Source organism: Paenibacillus sp. An7, assembly GCF_009870785.1.
Taxonomy (GTDB): Bacteria; Bacillota; Bacilli; order Paenibacillales; family Paenibacillaceae; genus Paenibacillus.
Map to the genome: position 1 here is coordinate 1 of NZ_WTWX01000003.1, position 15293 is coordinate 15293.

The 15293-nt window shown below is 41.5% G+C and carries 16 protein-coding genes; 10 read left to right on the plus strand and 6 right to left on the minus strand.

What is annotated here, in order from left to right:
• Window positions 1–57: 57 nt before the first annotated feature.
• Entirely contained in the window at window positions 58–756 is a 699-nt protein-coding gene (locus GQY27_RS05320; protein WP_442950885.1) for a Dph6-related ATP pyrophosphatase, read from the minus strand.
• A 208-nt stretch (window positions 757–964) separates the two neighbouring features.
• On the opposite strand from GQY27_RS05320, the gene GQY27_RS05325 reads away from it, so the two are divergent.
• The 3 genes from GQY27_RS05325 (at window position 965) to dnaN (ending at window position 3153) form a co-directional block, all read left to right on the plus strand.
• Window positions 965–1444 carry a hypothetical protein gene (locus tag GQY27_RS05325; RefSeq protein WP_160032520.1) on the plus strand — a complete coding sequence of 160 codons (480 nt, stop codon included), beginning with the start codon at window positions 965–967 and terminating at the stop codon, window positions 1442–1444.
• Between the two features lie 261 nt (window positions 1445–1705).
• Window positions 1706–1945 carry a ribbon-helix-helix domain-containing protein gene (locus tag GQY27_RS05330; RefSeq protein WP_236570500.1) on the plus strand — a complete coding sequence of 80 codons (240 nt, stop codon included), beginning with the start codon at window positions 1706–1708 and terminating at the stop codon, window positions 1943–1945.
• A gap of 53 nt (window positions 1946–1998) precedes the next feature.
• On the plus strand, window positions 1999–3153 hold the full coding sequence (gene dnaN / locus GQY27_RS05335) for a DNA polymerase III subunit beta (protein WP_160032522.1): 1155 nt from the start codon (window positions 1999–2001) through the stop codon (window positions 3151–3153).
• A 108-nt stretch (window positions 3154–3261) separates the two neighbouring features.
• On the opposite strand, the gene GQY27_RS05340 is transcribed toward dnaN, so the two are convergent.
• Window positions 3262–4179, minus strand: a complete 918-nt coding sequence (locus GQY27_RS05340; protein WP_160032523.1) for an aldo/keto reductase — start codon at window positions 4177–4179, stop codon at window positions 3262–3264.
• Between the two features lie 190 nt (window positions 4180–4369).
• On the opposite strand from GQY27_RS05340, the gene GQY27_RS05345 reads away from it, so the two are divergent.
• Together GQY27_RS05345 and GQY27_RS05350 are read left to right on the plus strand one after the other, a co-directional pair.
• Window positions 4370–4708, plus strand: a complete 339-nt coding sequence (locus GQY27_RS05345; protein ID WP_160032524.1) for a zinc ribbon domain-containing protein YjdM — start codon at window positions 4370–4372, stop codon at window positions 4706–4708.
• A gap of 186 nt (window positions 4709–4894) precedes the next feature.
• Window positions 4895–5950 carry an LLM class flavin-dependent oxidoreductase gene (locus tag GQY27_RS05350; RefSeq protein ID WP_160032525.1) on the plus strand — a complete coding sequence of 352 codons (1056 nt, stop codon included), beginning with the start codon at window positions 4895–4897 and terminating at the stop codon, window positions 5948–5950.
• Between the two features lie 89 nt (window positions 5951–6039).
• Here GQY27_RS05350 and GQY27_RS05355 read toward each other — a convergent pair whose 3' ends face one another.
• Window positions 6040–6927 carry a diacylglycerol/lipid kinase family protein gene (locus tag GQY27_RS05355; RefSeq protein ID WP_160032526.1) on the minus strand — a complete coding sequence of 296 codons (888 nt, stop codon included), beginning with the start codon at window positions 6925–6927 and terminating at the stop codon, window positions 6040–6042.
• Between the two features lie 170 nt (window positions 6928–7097).
• On the opposite strand from GQY27_RS05355, the gene GQY27_RS05360 reads away from it, so the two are divergent.
• A complete protein-coding gene (locus GQY27_RS05360) occupies window positions 7098–7424 on the plus strand; it encodes an ArsR/SmtB family transcription factor (protein WP_160032527.1) in 327 nt (108 codons plus the stop codon).
• 116 nt (window positions 7425–7540) lie between these two features.
• Window positions 7541–9337, plus strand: a complete 1797-nt coding sequence (sulP, locus tag GQY27_RS05365) for a SulP family inorganic anion transporter (protein WP_160032528.1) — start codon at window positions 7541–7543, stop codon at window positions 9335–9337.
• A gap of 81 nt (window positions 9338–9418) precedes the next feature.
• Here sulP and GQY27_RS05370 read toward each other — a convergent pair whose 3' ends face one another.
• Window positions 9419–9970, minus strand: a complete 552-nt coding sequence (locus GQY27_RS05370; RefSeq protein ID WP_160032529.1) for a helix-turn-helix domain-containing protein — start codon at window positions 9968–9970, stop codon at window positions 9419–9421.
• A gap of 226 nt (window positions 9971–10196) precedes the next feature.
• Here GQY27_RS05370 and GQY27_RS05375 point away from each other — a divergent pair, with 226 nt between their 5' ends.
• From GQY27_RS05375 to GQY27_RS05385, 3 genes are all read left to right on the plus strand, one after another.
• A complete protein-coding gene (locus GQY27_RS05375) occupies window positions 10197–10583 on the plus strand; it encodes a DoxX family protein (RefSeq protein ID WP_160032530.1) in 387 nt (128 codons plus the stop codon).
• 236 nt (window positions 10584–10819) lie between these two features.
• Entirely contained in the window at window positions 10820–11248 is a 429-nt protein-coding gene (locus GQY27_RS05380) for a MarR family winged helix-turn-helix transcriptional regulator (protein ID WP_160032531.1), read from the plus strand.
• On the plus strand, window positions 11248–12471 hold the full coding sequence (locus GQY27_RS05385) for an MFS transporter (protein WP_160032532.1): 1224 nt from the start codon (window positions 11248–11250) through the stop codon (window positions 12469–12471). The genes GQY27_RS05380 and GQY27_RS05385 overlap by 1 nt, the downstream gene beginning before the upstream one ends.
• Before the next feature lie 95 nt (window positions 12472–12566).
• Here GQY27_RS05385 and GQY27_RS05390 read toward each other — a convergent pair whose 3' ends face one another.
• Both GQY27_RS05390 and GQY27_RS05395 read right to left on the minus strand, forming a co-directional pair.
• The gene (locus GQY27_RS05390) at window positions 12567–14489 is read right to left on the minus strand and encodes an FtsX-like permease family protein (protein WP_160032533.1); all 1923 of its coding nucleotides are present in this window, start codon (window positions 14487–14489) and stop codon (window positions 12567–12569) included.
• Window positions 14486–15241: an ABC transporter ATP-binding protein gene (locus GQY27_RS05395; protein ID WP_160032534.1), complete on the minus strand. Its 756-nt coding sequence runs from the start codon at window positions 15239–15241 to the stop codon at window positions 14486–14488. The genes GQY27_RS05390 and GQY27_RS05395 overlap by 4 nt, the downstream gene beginning before the upstream one ends.
• Between the last annotated feature and the right edge of the window lie 52 nt (window positions 15242–15293).

The following is a 15293-nucleotide window of genomic DNA, read 5'->3' on the forward strand; positions in this document are numbered from 1 at the left end:
GTACGGTGGTGTGAGAGGTCGGCTACTCTTCTAATGGGTAGCCTCCTACTCGATTATTTATGAATGGAATTCTACGGATTCATTTAGCTCTAATGGTAAAAAAGCATATACTCCTTCTTTTCGAATCCTACATTTTCGTACAGGAATAGGTTGCTTGAATATAGGGCCGTCTATTACCGTGGTATGAAACTCTCCACCTTCTCCGCATGGATCAATACCGCGGGCCTCTAGTTCTTTTATATAGTCATGAGTTAGGGTTCTTCCTAAATCCTCTTCCCGCATACCTAAAGATAAATTGACTGTGACTACAATCGTAGTAAAGCCAAGGTCAATAAATTCTTGCACCGCTTCTCTATGATCCATTCCCCATAGCGGCATTCCAAGCCCTAAACCTACGTTTTGCGACACCCTTTCATGCCAACAACCATGAGCAGGCACATCTAAATCTCCTGTGACCAGTACTTCGGCTCCTTGATTCTTAGCTCGTGTAAGGAGCCCCATAAATCTGGATTCGTACCCTTCCCAGCTTGCAGCAGCCGTAAATACCGGCAGTCCGATCGAGTCAGCTTGAGCTTGAATAAGCTTAGGAGGCATGCCGTGGGATCGCGATCGTTTTCCTTCCTCTTCTAACATGACGATCAGCCCAACAGCTCTGCCTGTTTGCATCCCTTTATACAGAGCTAGAACGCTGTCTTTACCACCGCTAAACGAGGCAATAAAGGGGCGGCCTACTGCGCCGTTTTTCCAATCTTTCATTTGCTCCACCGTGCTCGTCCTCTCTTGATTTCTATTCTACGTGCTTCATTCTATCACGTTATAGCAAGTGGACTTGAGAATAACAATATCTATGCTAAAATTTCCTTATAATACAATATAAGATATGAAATGTAACTTTTGTGTCTCATATTATCTAGTATGTAAATATATAACGATTTATTTTGAAGAAGCAAAGGAGGCGAAAATCATGATGAGAAGGGCGGCTCCTTATATCTTGTTCATTGGACTCACCTGTGTCGTTGTGGATGGTCTTTGGATTGTGGAGCATTACGATACCTATGATACATATCCGGCAGAAGCGTTCATCTGCCTTATCCTCGGACTTAGCTTAACTTTGGCTGCTCATCTAATCATTTTGCTTGGACAGGGGCAGGTGACTCCGATTGGAGTAAATAGTAAAGCAGGGGGAGGTAAGGATCACCGAGTTTTTCTCCAGAAAGTATGGGCAGATGGTGAAAAAATAGCAAATAGAGCATTATTAATTTTGCTTATTTTCTTTATCCTTCTTGCTATTTATGATTTTGGGTTGGCAATAAGTCTGCTGAATCCTGTTATTTTCATAGGGATGACCGGTTATTGGTTTTTGGAGATTGTGGTTTTATTTATATTTTTCAGCATGGTGACTTCTTCGGAGTTCGCCAAGCCAAACAGAGTGATTATAAAGTAATGCGACTGCATTTTTTTGAAATCATCATATGTGGCTCGACCTTTTTGATCTGGTTACTCATTCTGGTTGTTGCTTTGTTCACTAGTTACTAATCAAATAGGTGGGACCTACGATATCATCTCAGAAAGTGAGAATGGGAGGTCTCATTTTATTTATGTCTCTACTAGACTTGAAAATATTGTAAATAAATTAGAGTGGTGATATGATTAAATCATAGCAAATGATTAAAGTTACCTAATTCAACACTTAGGAGGGATGGGTTTGACCGATGACAATATTAAAGTAGGCGTCTCTAATAAAGAAGGTCAGCTAGGATTTCTTTTTACTAAAGGCGGGCTTCGTGAAGGGGCAGGAAGAAAAAGTATAGGTGTAACGAAAAAAGTATCGCTGACCTTAACGGAGGAGATGTGGGAGCAGTTCGATAAACATTGTGAAGAATTAGAATTATCTAAATCAGAAGCGATACGCACGATGATGGAGCAATATTTTTCATCTAGGTGAATCAATTTCACAATACTTTTAGTTTAAAGACATAGTTTAGAGAGGCTGAGGTGATGAATGTGCTTCTGGTAGTTGAACGAGGGGAATTGTACAAAGTACTTCGGCTTATCATGAGAGCGGTATCCCAAGATACAATGCCAGGAAACTCAGGATTACATATTCAGGCTAATAAGGATCGACTTATATTTACAGCAAGCAACTCCACTTTTATCCTTGAACATACGGTTATTACTGGAGAGCGTGATGACCACATCTGTTCTATAGAGCAGACAGGAAGCATAATCGTTCCAGCGATATACTTATACGAAATTATACGGAAGTTAGGCGCAGGGCATGTTACGTTAAAGACGAGCGATAAATTGACTCTTATCATCTCTTCAAATAAAGCCCGTTTTCGTATAAGGGGGAGAGAATCGGCAGAATATTTACCTTTACTGCGGTACAATGCAGATGACAATAAGAGTAAGTTCCTTGTATCTAATAAAGTTCTTCTATCAGCGATAAAACAAACCTTGGCAGCTACAGTAGATACATTGTCACGGCCACTCTTAACAGGTGTGCTCTTTGAGTACAAGGACAAGAAGCTGACTTTGACGGCAACAGATAGTATAAAACTAGCAACAATGACTATAGAAGTACTAGAGGTTAAGCATGATATGGGTCAGCGAGTAGTTGTACCTAAAAAAGGTATCAAAGAACTGCTTAGAGTAATGAAAACGATGGAAGGTGAAGGTACAACAGAAATTCAAATCAACACCAATAACATTAGGTTCGTATCTGGTCAGTTAACGCTCCAATCCGTTCTTCTTCAAGGAGATTATCCTCACACCGAACATCTCATTCCCAAATCGACTGGGTCAGAGGTGACTCTCCATACCGCAAGCCTTTTGCAATCGATAGAACGTGCCTCTGTACTCGCAAGTGAAAATATCATTCATTTCTCCATCATCGGTAACAAAATAAAGCTTCATTCTAATCTCTCCGAAGTAGGAGATATGAATGACGAACTCTCGACCTCCATGAAAACCGGCATTGATTTTCAAGTTTCATTAAACAGCAAATTTGTATATGATGCTTTGCGTCACTTTGACACAGAGAACACTATCATCAGGTACGCGGGACATTTACAACCGGTTGTCTTTCAGCCCGCTGATGCAGATCAGGCTTGCTTTTGTCTTATTCCCCCAGTTCGAACTTCTCAGAGGTAATGACATTAGAAGACATTAGAAGAGTAGTAGGTTGAGTTCTAAAAATATAGCCTCTGTTCCGTAGAACAGAGGCTGGCTTATTAATAATAGTTTAATAACTACTTTGCTCTATGGAAGTACGTTCCCGGCTGCGCGGTAAATTTCATACCATTCCTCACGAGTCATACGAATATCAGCTGCTTTGCAGCAGTCTTTTAGACGCTCCAGATTCATGGTTCCAATGACAGGCTGCATTTGTGCAGGATGGCGAAGTAACCAGGCGATTGCAATCGTTGTATTGCTTACCGAATATCTCTCCGCAATCTGGTCAATGACTTGATTCAGTTCAGGGAATTTATCGCTTCCAAGGAACACCCCTTCAAAGAATCCATATTGGAATGGGGACCATGGCTGAATAGTAATATCATGTAATCTGCAATAATCAAGGATACTTCCGTCTCGATTGACCGCAGCTTCATTCTCCATATTTACATTAATGCCGCTTGAAATCATGGTTGTGTTCGTGATACTAAGCTGCAGCTGATTTGCAATTAAAGGCTGTTTCACATATTTCTTAAGCAGTTCAATTTGCATTGGGTTCTGGTTGGACACCCCAAAGTGGCGAACTTTACCTGAACTCTCTAGAAGATCAAAAGCTTCTGCTACCTCTTCTGGTTCAACAAGCGCATCTGGACGATGAAGCAGCAAGGTATCTAGATAATCGGTTTTTAGACGAGCCAAAATACGGTCAACTGAATCCAAGATATGCTCTTTGGAAAAATCAAACATGCCGTTTCGAATGCCGCATTTGGATTGGAGGATGATCTTTTCTCGGATGTCATCGTTCATATGAATGGCATCTGCAAAAATTTCTTCGCATTCTCCACCGCCGTAAATATCCGCGTGATCAAAGAAGTTTGCTCCTTCTTCAAGAGCTGTTTGAACAAAATGTTCAGCTCCCGCTTTATCTAAAGAGTTTATACGCATACAGCCTATCGCTATAACGGGTACTTCAAGTGAACTGCTTCCAAGTTTCATCGTTCTCATTCATGTTCCTCCTTTTTATGTAGACAAGCTATGCTCCCTATTGATTTTGACACACAACTGTTACCGTTTACAAGACTAAATCTATTTGCATATTTCTTAATATCTGAAAATTATGATATTATATAACGGACTAAGGGCCGAAAGGTCTGTCTACGACAAACAAATATCTAATGAATTGAGGAATGAAAAGATGTCTGATTTGCCTAACTGTCCGAAATGTAATTCTGAATATACGTACGAAGATGGAACTTCGCTAGTATGTCCCGAGTGTTTCCATGAGTGGAACCCTGCTGATATGGAAAGCAATGAAGATACAAGAGTAATTAAAGATTCGAATGGTAACGTGCTAAACGATGGAGATACGGTAACTGTAATTAAGGATCTGAAAGTAAAAGGAAGCTCATCTGTGATCAAGATCGGTACAAAAGTGAAAAATATCCGCCTGATTGACGGAGATCACGATATCGATTGTAAGATCGATGGATTTGGAGCGATGAAATTAAAGTCAGAGTTTGTTAAAAAGGTATAGTAATAAACGAAAATAGATAAGAGCAACACGAAGGCCGTTCCCGTAGAGGAATGGCTTTTTTTATGATACAGAGACAAGAGATGAACCCCAAATAAATTTCTTGCTAAAACCAAGAAAAACCCTCAATATATAGTTATTATAATAAAGTTATTTACTTACGATTTTAAATATATTGGAGGGGTTAGGATGGAAATTGGAATTAGTACGTTTGCAGAAACTTCTCCAGATGTGTACACAGGTGAAGTCATGAGCCACGCACAGCGTTTGCGTGAAGTAGTCGAGGAGATCGTGCTTGCAGATGAGGTAGGTCTTGATGTATATGGAGTAGGGGAGCATCATCGAAAAGACTATGCAGCTTCAAGTCCCGCTATGGTACTGGCTGCAGCGGCAGCTCAAACAAGCCGAATTCGCTTAACAAGTGCGGTAACGGTATTATCTTCGGCTGATCCGGTACGCGTCTTTCAAGATTTTGCTACACTTGATGGGATTTCAAATGGCCGAGCAGAGATTATGGCAGGACGGGGTTCTTTTATTGAATCCTTCCCCTTGTTTGGATATGATCTGAACGATTATGATACGTTATTTGATGAGAAACTAGACTTGTTACTAAAGTTACGTGAATCCGAAAAAGTAACCTGGAGCGGTACACATCGTCCGGCAATTCACAATCTAGGTGTATATCCGCGTCCGGTGCAAGATCCGCTGCCGATATGGATTGGAAGCGGTGGAAATCAGGAGTCCGTCATTCGTGCGGGTCTACTCGGTTTACCGCTTGTACTAGCAATCATCGGGGGCAGACCGACTCAGTTTGCGCCGCTCGTTCAGTTATATAAGAAAGCAGCTGCCCATGCCGGTCATGATGCTTCCAAGCTGCCGGTTGCTTCTCATTCTCATGGTTTTGTAGGCGATGATTTAGAGTCTGCAGTAGATACCTTCTTCCTGCCGACGCAGCAGAGCATGAACGTGATTGGCAAGGAACGTGGCTGGCCTTCTTATACTCGTTCCAGTTATGATGCGGCTCGTAGTCTCGAAGGAGCACTATATGTAGGTGATCCGCAGACAGTGGCAGAGAAGATCATTTATCTACGCAAAAATGTGGGCATCACCCGGTTTATGCTGCATATTCCTCTCGGTACGATGCCGCACGCGGACGTAATGCGGGCGATCGAACTGCTAGGTACCAAAGTTGCTCCTATCGTCCGTGAAGAAATTACAAAATGGGAAGCCGCTGGCGGCATCTAAGCTTTTGTAATAATGTTAAACCTCGATTTCTCTACAAAGGAGACTTCGAGGTTTTTTTTAATTTGTCGTTTTTTGTAATTCGTTGCTGTTTACTCTTCCGGCACTATAACCTGAATATGAGAAGGCAGGATACGGAGTTCGAGCGGCAGAGGAGGTCCATCCTCGCCATCGACGTTGGTGTGGAGCTGCTCTGATGAAGTTACATGAACCTGCTTGGCAGGAAAATAGACGACATCCTTATGTTCTTTCAGGCTTCCAAATAACAAAGATGTACCTACGGTAATCGTGTTAAATACGTTAATATCTTTTATGATAAAACAGTGGAGCAGACCATCATCAACAGATGCCTCAGGTACCATTTTTTCAAAGCCGCCTACGGAATTCGTGAGTGCAACTACAAATAAAGGCGACTCACCGGTCCATGTCTCTCCATCATGCATAATGGTAAGAGGGTGTGATGAAGTTTTTATTAATTCTTTGAATCCTTCTTTTAAATAGGCAAAAGCACCAAGCTTCGTCTTTTCTTCAGAAGATACGGAAGATAATGATTCTGCTAAAGAACCTACCGCAACGACATTGGCGAACAAGCGGTCATTCATTTTGCCAATATCGACGGTTTTGACGATCGACGATGTGAGGGTCTGAATAGCCTTTTCCGGATTAAGGGGAATGTTCAGCGCACGGGCGAAATCATTAATTGTACCGAGAGGGACTACACCCAGTGTAGGGCGGTGTTCTTGATCTATGAGTCCGTTAATCGTTTCATGAAGGGTACCGTCTCCACCTATAGAGACTACAAGATCATAATATTCCTTGCAGGCCTGTAGACAGAATTTGGTTGCATCGAGTGGTTTAGCAGTCTCACTTACACGGACTTCATATCCCTTGTTACGCAAGATATCTTCCACTTGGCGGACGTACTCCATCGCCTCTTCTTTCCCGGAAGAAGGATTGATAATAATCATGGCTTGCTTCATAATCCATGGTCTCCTCTATTGTAAGGTTATTTATAATTCAGTATCTTTTATCCATTACCCAGCAGATGAGGTCATTGAATAGTCAACTTTTGACTAGAGGTTTCAGCACAGCAGGTCCTGTGCTATGATAACAATATATTTTCAGGAACAATCCAAGGAGTTAACTACCTATGAATAATGAAGTCCAACAATTTAAAGCTGAATTTTTCAAGGCGCTGGCTCATCCTATGCGTATCCGAATACTTGAAGTGCTCAGCGAAGGAGAAAAAACAGTTAACGAGATTCAGACGATTCTTGGATCCGAAGGTTCTGCCGTTTCTCAGCAGCTTGCCGTACTTCGCTCTAAAAATGTGGTGTCTAGTGTAAAAGAAGGAACTTCCGTTATCTATTCCCTTCGAGATCCTCTTATTAAGGAATTGCTGGCTGTAGCCAAACAAATTTTCGATAAACAATTAGTCAGTGCGATTTCCATGCTTGAAGATATGCGTAAAAATTAACAAGATGCGAAAGTGAGCGTGTTGTGATTTTTGACGTTGATTTTTTTGGCATGGCATCGTATTATACTTCGTATATTCAAATAATCAAATATCTAAAGAAAAGAAGGTTATCGTATATGACAGGATGGGGCCGATTCAAAGGCTATAATATGGCTTCTTTGCGTAAGGATATCGTGTCAGGTACAATCGTTGGAATTATTGCCATTCCTCTAGGGATGGCTTTTGCTATTGCGTCCGGTGTGAAACCGGAGTACGGGATTTATACGACGATTATTGCCGGGATTCTGATCTCCTTGTTTGGAGGGTCAAAGTTTCAGATTGGCGGCCCGACGGGCGCCTTTATCCCGATTCTTTTTGCAATTGGGATGCAGTATGGATATGAAAACCTGCTCATTGCAGGGATGATGGCGGGTGTGTTGTTGGTACTGATGGGAGTATTTAAGCTTGGAGTACTCATTAAGTTTATTCCAAGACCGGTTACCATTGGGTTCACAGCCGGGATTGCGGTTATTATTTTTACAGGTCAGATTGGGAATTTTCTTGGTCTTACCGGGATGGAACGTCATGAAGCTTTTATTGACAATATGAAAGAGATTGGCGCTCACATCTCGGCTATAAATATATATAGTATCATCACAGCTGTCGTCTCTTTGGTGGCTATTTTAGTACTGAAAAAATATGCTCCTAAAGTGCCTGGATCCCTAGTGGGTCTAGTGCTGGCAACTGTGGTAGCAAGTCTGTTCTTTAAAGGCGAAGTATCTACCATTGGTTCTGCGTATGGGGCTATTCCGAGTGAACTTCCTAAGTTTCAGTTTCCTCATATCACTTGGGAACGAGTAACACAGCTTATACAGCCCGCCTTTGTAATTGCGATGCTCGGAGCAATTGAGTCCTTGCTCTCTGCGGTCGTTGCAGATGGAATGACTGGAGATAAGCATAACAGTAATAGAGAACTCATTGGCCAAGGGATTGCCAATATTGCTGCCCCGATGTTTGGAGGAATCGCCGCAACAGGTGCGATAGCAAGAACAGCTACCAATATTAAGAGCGGTGCCGTATCCCCGATGTCAGGGATCATTCACGGGATTGTTGTATTTTTAATCCTTTTACTGTTTGCACCTTACGCTTCAAACATCCCTCTAGCAGCTATGGCGCCTGTTTTGATGGTGGTTGCGTGGAATATGAGTGAGCGAAAAGAGTTTGCTCGTTTGTTCAAGACAAAGACGGGAGATTCAATCGTGCTTGTCATTACCTTTTTGCTTACCGTGTTTACGGATTTGACGCTTGCGGTTGAGGTAGGTCTTGTGCTCGCCGCCATTTTGTTTGTGAAGCAAATGGGCGATACCCATAACGTATCTAAAGTGCTGCCTGATCCAGAGACTGTCAAAGTAAAGCCTCATATGGTGAGCGAACATCATGATTGCCCGCAAATTGGCATTTACACAATGGAAGGGCCGTTATTTTTTGGTGCAGCTTACCGGTTTGATGACACGATTCCTTTATCCGCTGCAGAAAAGAATAAAGTGATTTTGCTTCGGATGGGGAAAGTTCCTTTTATGGATACAACGGCTGAACTCATGTTAGAAACACTTGTCGAAAAAGTGCATTCTGCAGGAGGCAAGCTGCTCATTTCGGGTATCCAGTCACAGCCGTTATCCTTATTACAGCGGACAGGATTATATCAGAAGATCGGGGAATCTCATTTTTATGAGCATACGGGAGAGGCGATTAATGAAGCTTTAACCAGCATTCAGTATGTTACATGCTATGGCTGTCAGCATGCCGCTTTCCGTGAGTGCAGTTTGCTTTGCAGCAAGCAAATGAAAGACGGACAAGAGATGAAAGACTCCCTTTTGCATTTAGGAAAAATAAAGCATAGCCCAGCTGCTCATCTCAGCACAGGGGCTGAATAGATAATAGCAAAGCCTGCTCTGACCCATGTCAGTGCAGGCTTTTTTTGTATTGTGTCGCTTCACTCTTGTATTGTATGGCTGCTATAGCGTAGTCCGATCTTTTGGTTCGTCAGTATATACCGAGATCATGATGATTGCTGTTTCCTCACCGATATTCTTTACTTTGTGCGGAGTACAGGCGTTCCAGCTAAAAGAATCGCCTTCGGTTAGTACTACTCCTTCTTCCCCTTGTTCAGCTAAGATTTTCCCCTTCATGACAAGATGAACTTCTTCTCCTTCATGAGCGTGTGGCTCCTCTCCGGTAGAAGAGCCAGGCGGCATTTCAACAATCATCATTCGAACATGCTTCGTGGTGGCTAGATGAGATACTTTCAGTTGATCGGGGCGACTTGAGGTCTGCTTCCGCTCTTCCTTGCGAATGATCTGCATCCGTTCTTCTTTTTTGAGAAGTAAATAGGCCAAAGGAACTTCCAGTGCATCAGCAATATGTTCAAGTGTAGCGATAGAGGGTGATGTCTTATTCGTCTCCACCTGACTCATAAAACCTTGAGATAATCCTGTCATTTCACATATTTGAGCAATGGTAATATTTTTGCGTTTACGTATAGAACGAATGGTAGAGCCAATATCCAAGGGTTATTCATCCTTTCATTCCAACCTTATCATTCTTTATAGTTTATCACTTTGTGGGGAGGATCGTACAGTTTTGGGATCATTAAGCAGTCTAAAATATTAGAAATACGAATATAAAATATATATCAACTATATTTTTGTTGACAATAGCACAAGTACCCTGTAATTTTATATATAAATAAAAGTTCTGTATTACTAATAAATCGGGACATATTTAGGGGGAAGCATGATGAAAATGAATATAGTTACTACCATTATGAGGGTTGTGTTCGGTATTTTATTCCTTGTACATGGGATGGACAAGTTTAACACGGGGCTTGGTAATATATCGGGATGGTTTGAAAGTATTAATATTCCTGGATTTTTGGCTTATATCGTAGGACCTGTCGAACTTATTGGAGGAATTCTGCTGATCCTTGGCTTGTTCACTCGGTATGTGTCCGCAATTTTGTTGGTTATTCTGATTGGAGCAGTACTAACTGCTAAGCTCTCTATGGGGCTGCTTAACGGATATGAGCTTGATCTCTCGTTCATGCTCATTGCTCTATATCTTGTATTTGCTGAAACGTCACGCTGGTCACTTGATCATTTGATTTTCAAAAAAACGTATTAATCTGTCATTGGTAGAACAAAAAGCAATCACCCCTGGTAATAGAGCCAGAGGGAGGTTGCTTTTTTCGTCTTAACTCACGAGCTGGGCGGCGTCTTTACAAATAGAACATTTAATGAAATGTCCTGAAAAAAACGAGGTTGTTACAAGAATTTTCAGAAAAAACTTTACATATGTAAAAATGTTCACTATACTTTAGAAAGTAGTTACCTAGAGTAACTAAATTTCGGAGGTTTAAAATGGAGGACCATAGAACTTTTTTTCATAAATACTTTTTGCTGTATCGTCCCTTTGTTAGTGAGCTGAATCGTATTCTTGCGAATTATGAGCTTCACAACGCCCAGTGGTCTATCTTGTATTACCTTGATATGTACCAGTCTAGTTTTTCGCTCGTGGAACTATCCAAACATTTATATGTGGAGAAACCAACGATTACAAGAACGGTAATGACGCTTCTTCGCCTTGGATATGTGGAGCAAATTCCAGTTAGTGATAAACGTGAGAAAAGGATTCAGCTATCGGAGAAGGGCAAGGAAATAGCGGTACAAATCCGTCTTCTGCTGGATGAGTATGAGAAGAGTATTATGGAGGGTATCTCACCCGAGGAACAAAATCTGGTCATTCAGGTGATGGATCAAGTCCGAAACAAAATTATTGAAAAAAGGTGATGGAGTTGGAAACTGCAGATACGGAAGAACGATTATGGACGAAAGACTTCCTAATCGTTTTTGGTGTGAACTTCTTATTGTTTTTATGTTTTTATTTACTTGTCGTCATTATTCCTTCCTATGCTATTGATGAATTTCATGTCAGTGATGGCATCGCAGCGTTAGGATCCAGTATTTTTGTTATCGGCGCTCTTATTGGTCGAATTGCAGCTGGAAGATTGATGGAGAATGTAGGCCGTAGACGTATGTTATTTACAGGACTTATCTTCTTTGCAATTATAAGCTTTTGCTACTTCTTTATCAGCAGCATAACTACCTTGCTCGTGATTCGGTTCTTTCATGGTTTAGCGTTTGCTTTGGCTTCGACAGCCACAGGTACCATCTCGGCTAGTCTTATACCGCACAGCAGAAGAGGAGAAGGGACAGGCTACTACGGGGTAAGTATTATTGTTGCCTCTGCGATCGGACCCTTCCTCGGTGTATTGATCAGTAACAACAGCTCAGTCACAGGGAACTTTGTATTATGTGCTGTCCTTGCTGTATTTTCACTGCTTGCCGGCTTATTTTTGAACGTACCTAAATTTACGCTGACTGCGGAACAAAAGAGTGAAATGAAAGGCTTTAAGATTTCAAATTATTTTGAGCCAAAAGCAATTCCCATTTCAATCACAATTCTATTTATTGGGCTTGCCTATTCTAGCATTCTTTCTTACCTCAAGCTGTATGCTGGACAGATCAACTTAACAGAAGTCGTCAGTTTCTTCTTCATCGTATATGCCCTTGTTGTGATTCTGACAAGACCGTTCACAGGCAGATGGTTTGATAAGCATGGTGTAAATTTTGTAATGTATCCGGCGATTATCTGTTTTATTATTGCCATGATCCTGTTAAGTCAGGTTGAGTCAGGCCTCATCCTCTTACTGTCTGCGGTATTTGTAGGTCTTGGATATGGTACAACACAGGCAAGTGCACAGGCATATGCCGTAAAAAAATCTCCTGTACACCGTATGGGGCTCGCTACTTCTACATTCTATATTTTCTTAGACCTCGGAATTGGTGTAGGTCCGTTCTTACTCGGGTTTCTGACTCCGCTCATTGGATATAGAGGAATGTACATGGTGATGGCAGGAATGCTTGCCGTTTCTCTCTATGTCTACTATGTGCTGGTGGGCAGAAAAGAGAAGGCAGAAGCGAAGGATCATACGTTAAAAGTGCTAAATTAGATTAAAATACAGAAGGCCGCAAACCCATGAATAACAGGGTTTGCGGCTTTTTTTGAAGTGTATGAATGCAGAAGGGCTAAATGGTTAAAGACTTACTATAGTGACTCCTTAATTACTTTTTTATAATACAGTACCGACAGAATACCAAAGATGGAATAAAGAACGGTGTACACCACCATAACCAGAATCATGGGTGCGAGCATTTCTGTTCCGAAGAAGAACCAGCCTGATTTTACGGCAAAATAGCTGTGACACAGTCCGACCATCAGCGGGATCCCAAAGTTAAATAGCTGCTTATACTGAATACCGCGAAGCAGATTCCCTTGAGTGAACCCAAGTTTCCGTAAAATCGTATAGTTTGGTCGTTCTTCCTCACTTTCGTCCATTTGTTTAAAGTATAGGATACATCCAGAAGTGATTAGGAATGTAAGTCCCAAGAATCCGACAATAAACATGATCAGCCCCATACTTTCGATCTGTGACAGCTTCATATCCAGCTGAGAGAAATTTGGAAAATCCAAGCCTTGTTCATGGAAAATTTCATTTGCAGCGGAAACTTCAGATCGATCCGTGATGTCGATTCCATAGTAAGCGGATCTATATTCTTCCTGAGAATATTCGCTGCGGAAATCTTCATAGACGGTATCATCAACGACGGCAACAGGCAATCCGCCACTGTAAAAGAAGGTGAGAAGAGTCTCTTCATCCATGCCGGTAAGCTGCAGTGTCTGTGATTTTGTCGGTCCAAGAAGTGTTACTTCTCCTTGATCTTTCAGCGGCAAAAATGAGCTGATCGCTCCTGTATAATCTGCAAATCGTACTTCCCCCGGTTTCACATCTGCACTGCCAGCTTGTTTTTCTGAAATCACGGGAATGATAAAGTTATCGTTCATATCTCTAGAAATCATGTTGTCACTAATCAGAATTTGAGAAATGTCGAATTTAAGCATAACCGGTTCTCTAAACGTTTCTTTATACGCAATTTGCTTGTTCGTAAGCTCTGCTAGGAAACTATTCTTCGTCTCTGCTGTAGCAAATGAAAAGTCATTTGGAACACTGTTCTTAGCTGTTGAGTCTGCTGAATAATATGAGATATAACTGAGTGACAACAAACCTATCGCCAGTGCTGATACCGTTGTGATAATTGTTAGAAGAAGCGCATTGGACTTCATCCGGAACATAATGGATGACAGAGAAAGGACTTCACTTATCGACAAGTAACCTTTCCGATTTTTACGAATCAGATTAAAAATAAAGCTCACGGATCCTTTGTAGAACAAATAGGTTCCAATAATGACACTAGCCAGAATAAATAGCATTGCCATCATAAGCTGATTCATCTCGGTAAATTTACCTCCGAAGAGCTGGGAGGATACATAATAACCAAGAGCTAAGCCGAGCAGTCCCATAATGATCTCCCATACGGACATCTTCTGTACACGCTGCTGTGTAGAAGAAGTAACACGAAATAGCGAGAGAATACTCTGGCGCTTAATAAACAGGTAGTTCATGATCATGATAAGCAGATAGATCGCTGCAAATACAATGATCGTTTGGAAAAGTGCCTCTGTTGAAAAACGCAGTTTTGCAATTTCATCTACTTGGAGGATTTTGAACAGAATCATCAGCACCAAGCGGGAAACCGCAAATCCAGACGCAATACCTACGACCATGGAGCCAAAATAAAGAATGAGATTTTCAGCACTGAGGATTTGAAATATCCTTCCTTTCGTGAGACCAATCAGCTGAAATAATCCGATTTCTTTACTGCGCCGTTTAATAAAGATCGTATTTGCATAAAGCAAGAATATAGCAACAATAGCGACCAGCAGGACAGAGGCAGCACCGATCGCAGCGCCTCCTTTTACTGACCCGGCTGCTTCATCCATTGCAGGATCGTACTGAAGCGTAACAAACGAGAAGTATAGGGCTACGCTAAAAATAAGAGCGAAGACATATAAATAATAATTTTTAATGTTTTTCTTTAAGTTGCGAAAGATCAAGTAGTTAAGGTTCACTCTTGAACACCGCCCAGCACGCCTTGGGTTTTAATAATGTCATTAAAGAAGGATTGTCTTGATTCTTCCCCTTTATTAAGCTGAGTATAAATCTGACCGTCCTTGATAAAAACGACTCGGCTGCAGTAACTGGCTGCTACGGGATCATGAGTTACCATAATAATTGTCGCTTGGTGTTTCTCATTCATGTCGCTCAGTTTATTGAGCAGATCCGAAGCGGATTTGGAATCGAGAGCGCCCGTTGGTTCATCAGCAAAAATAATACTCGGATCATGAATAAAGGCTCTGGCGGCAGAGGTGCGCTGCTTTTGACCGCCTGAAATTTCGCTCGGATATTTATCCTTCAGCTCATAGATTCCAAGCTCAGAAGCAATATTCTGAAACTTTTCATTCGCTTCTTTTTTGGATACATTCTTGATGGACAGCGGCAGCAGCACATTTTCACGCACTGTCAGTGTGTCGAGCAAGTTGTATTCCTGAAAAATAAAGCCCAGATGATTTTTGCGGAATTCTGCCAATTGTTTTTCCTTCATCGCTGTAAATTCTTTTCCCTCAATCTGAATCGTTCCTTGGCTTACCCGGTCAATGGAAGAAAGGACGTTCAGCAGGGTTGTTTTACCCGAACCCGAAGCCCCCATAATGCTTACGAATTCCCCTTTATTGACTCGAAGATCAATGCCTTTTAGGACTTCTTGTTTGTTAAATTTATTCCCGTATGTTTTATGAATTTTACTCGCTTCAAGTATAATCAATTCACTCACTCCTTTGTTATGTACCTATCATAATAAAAGCAGTGCCGGCTTT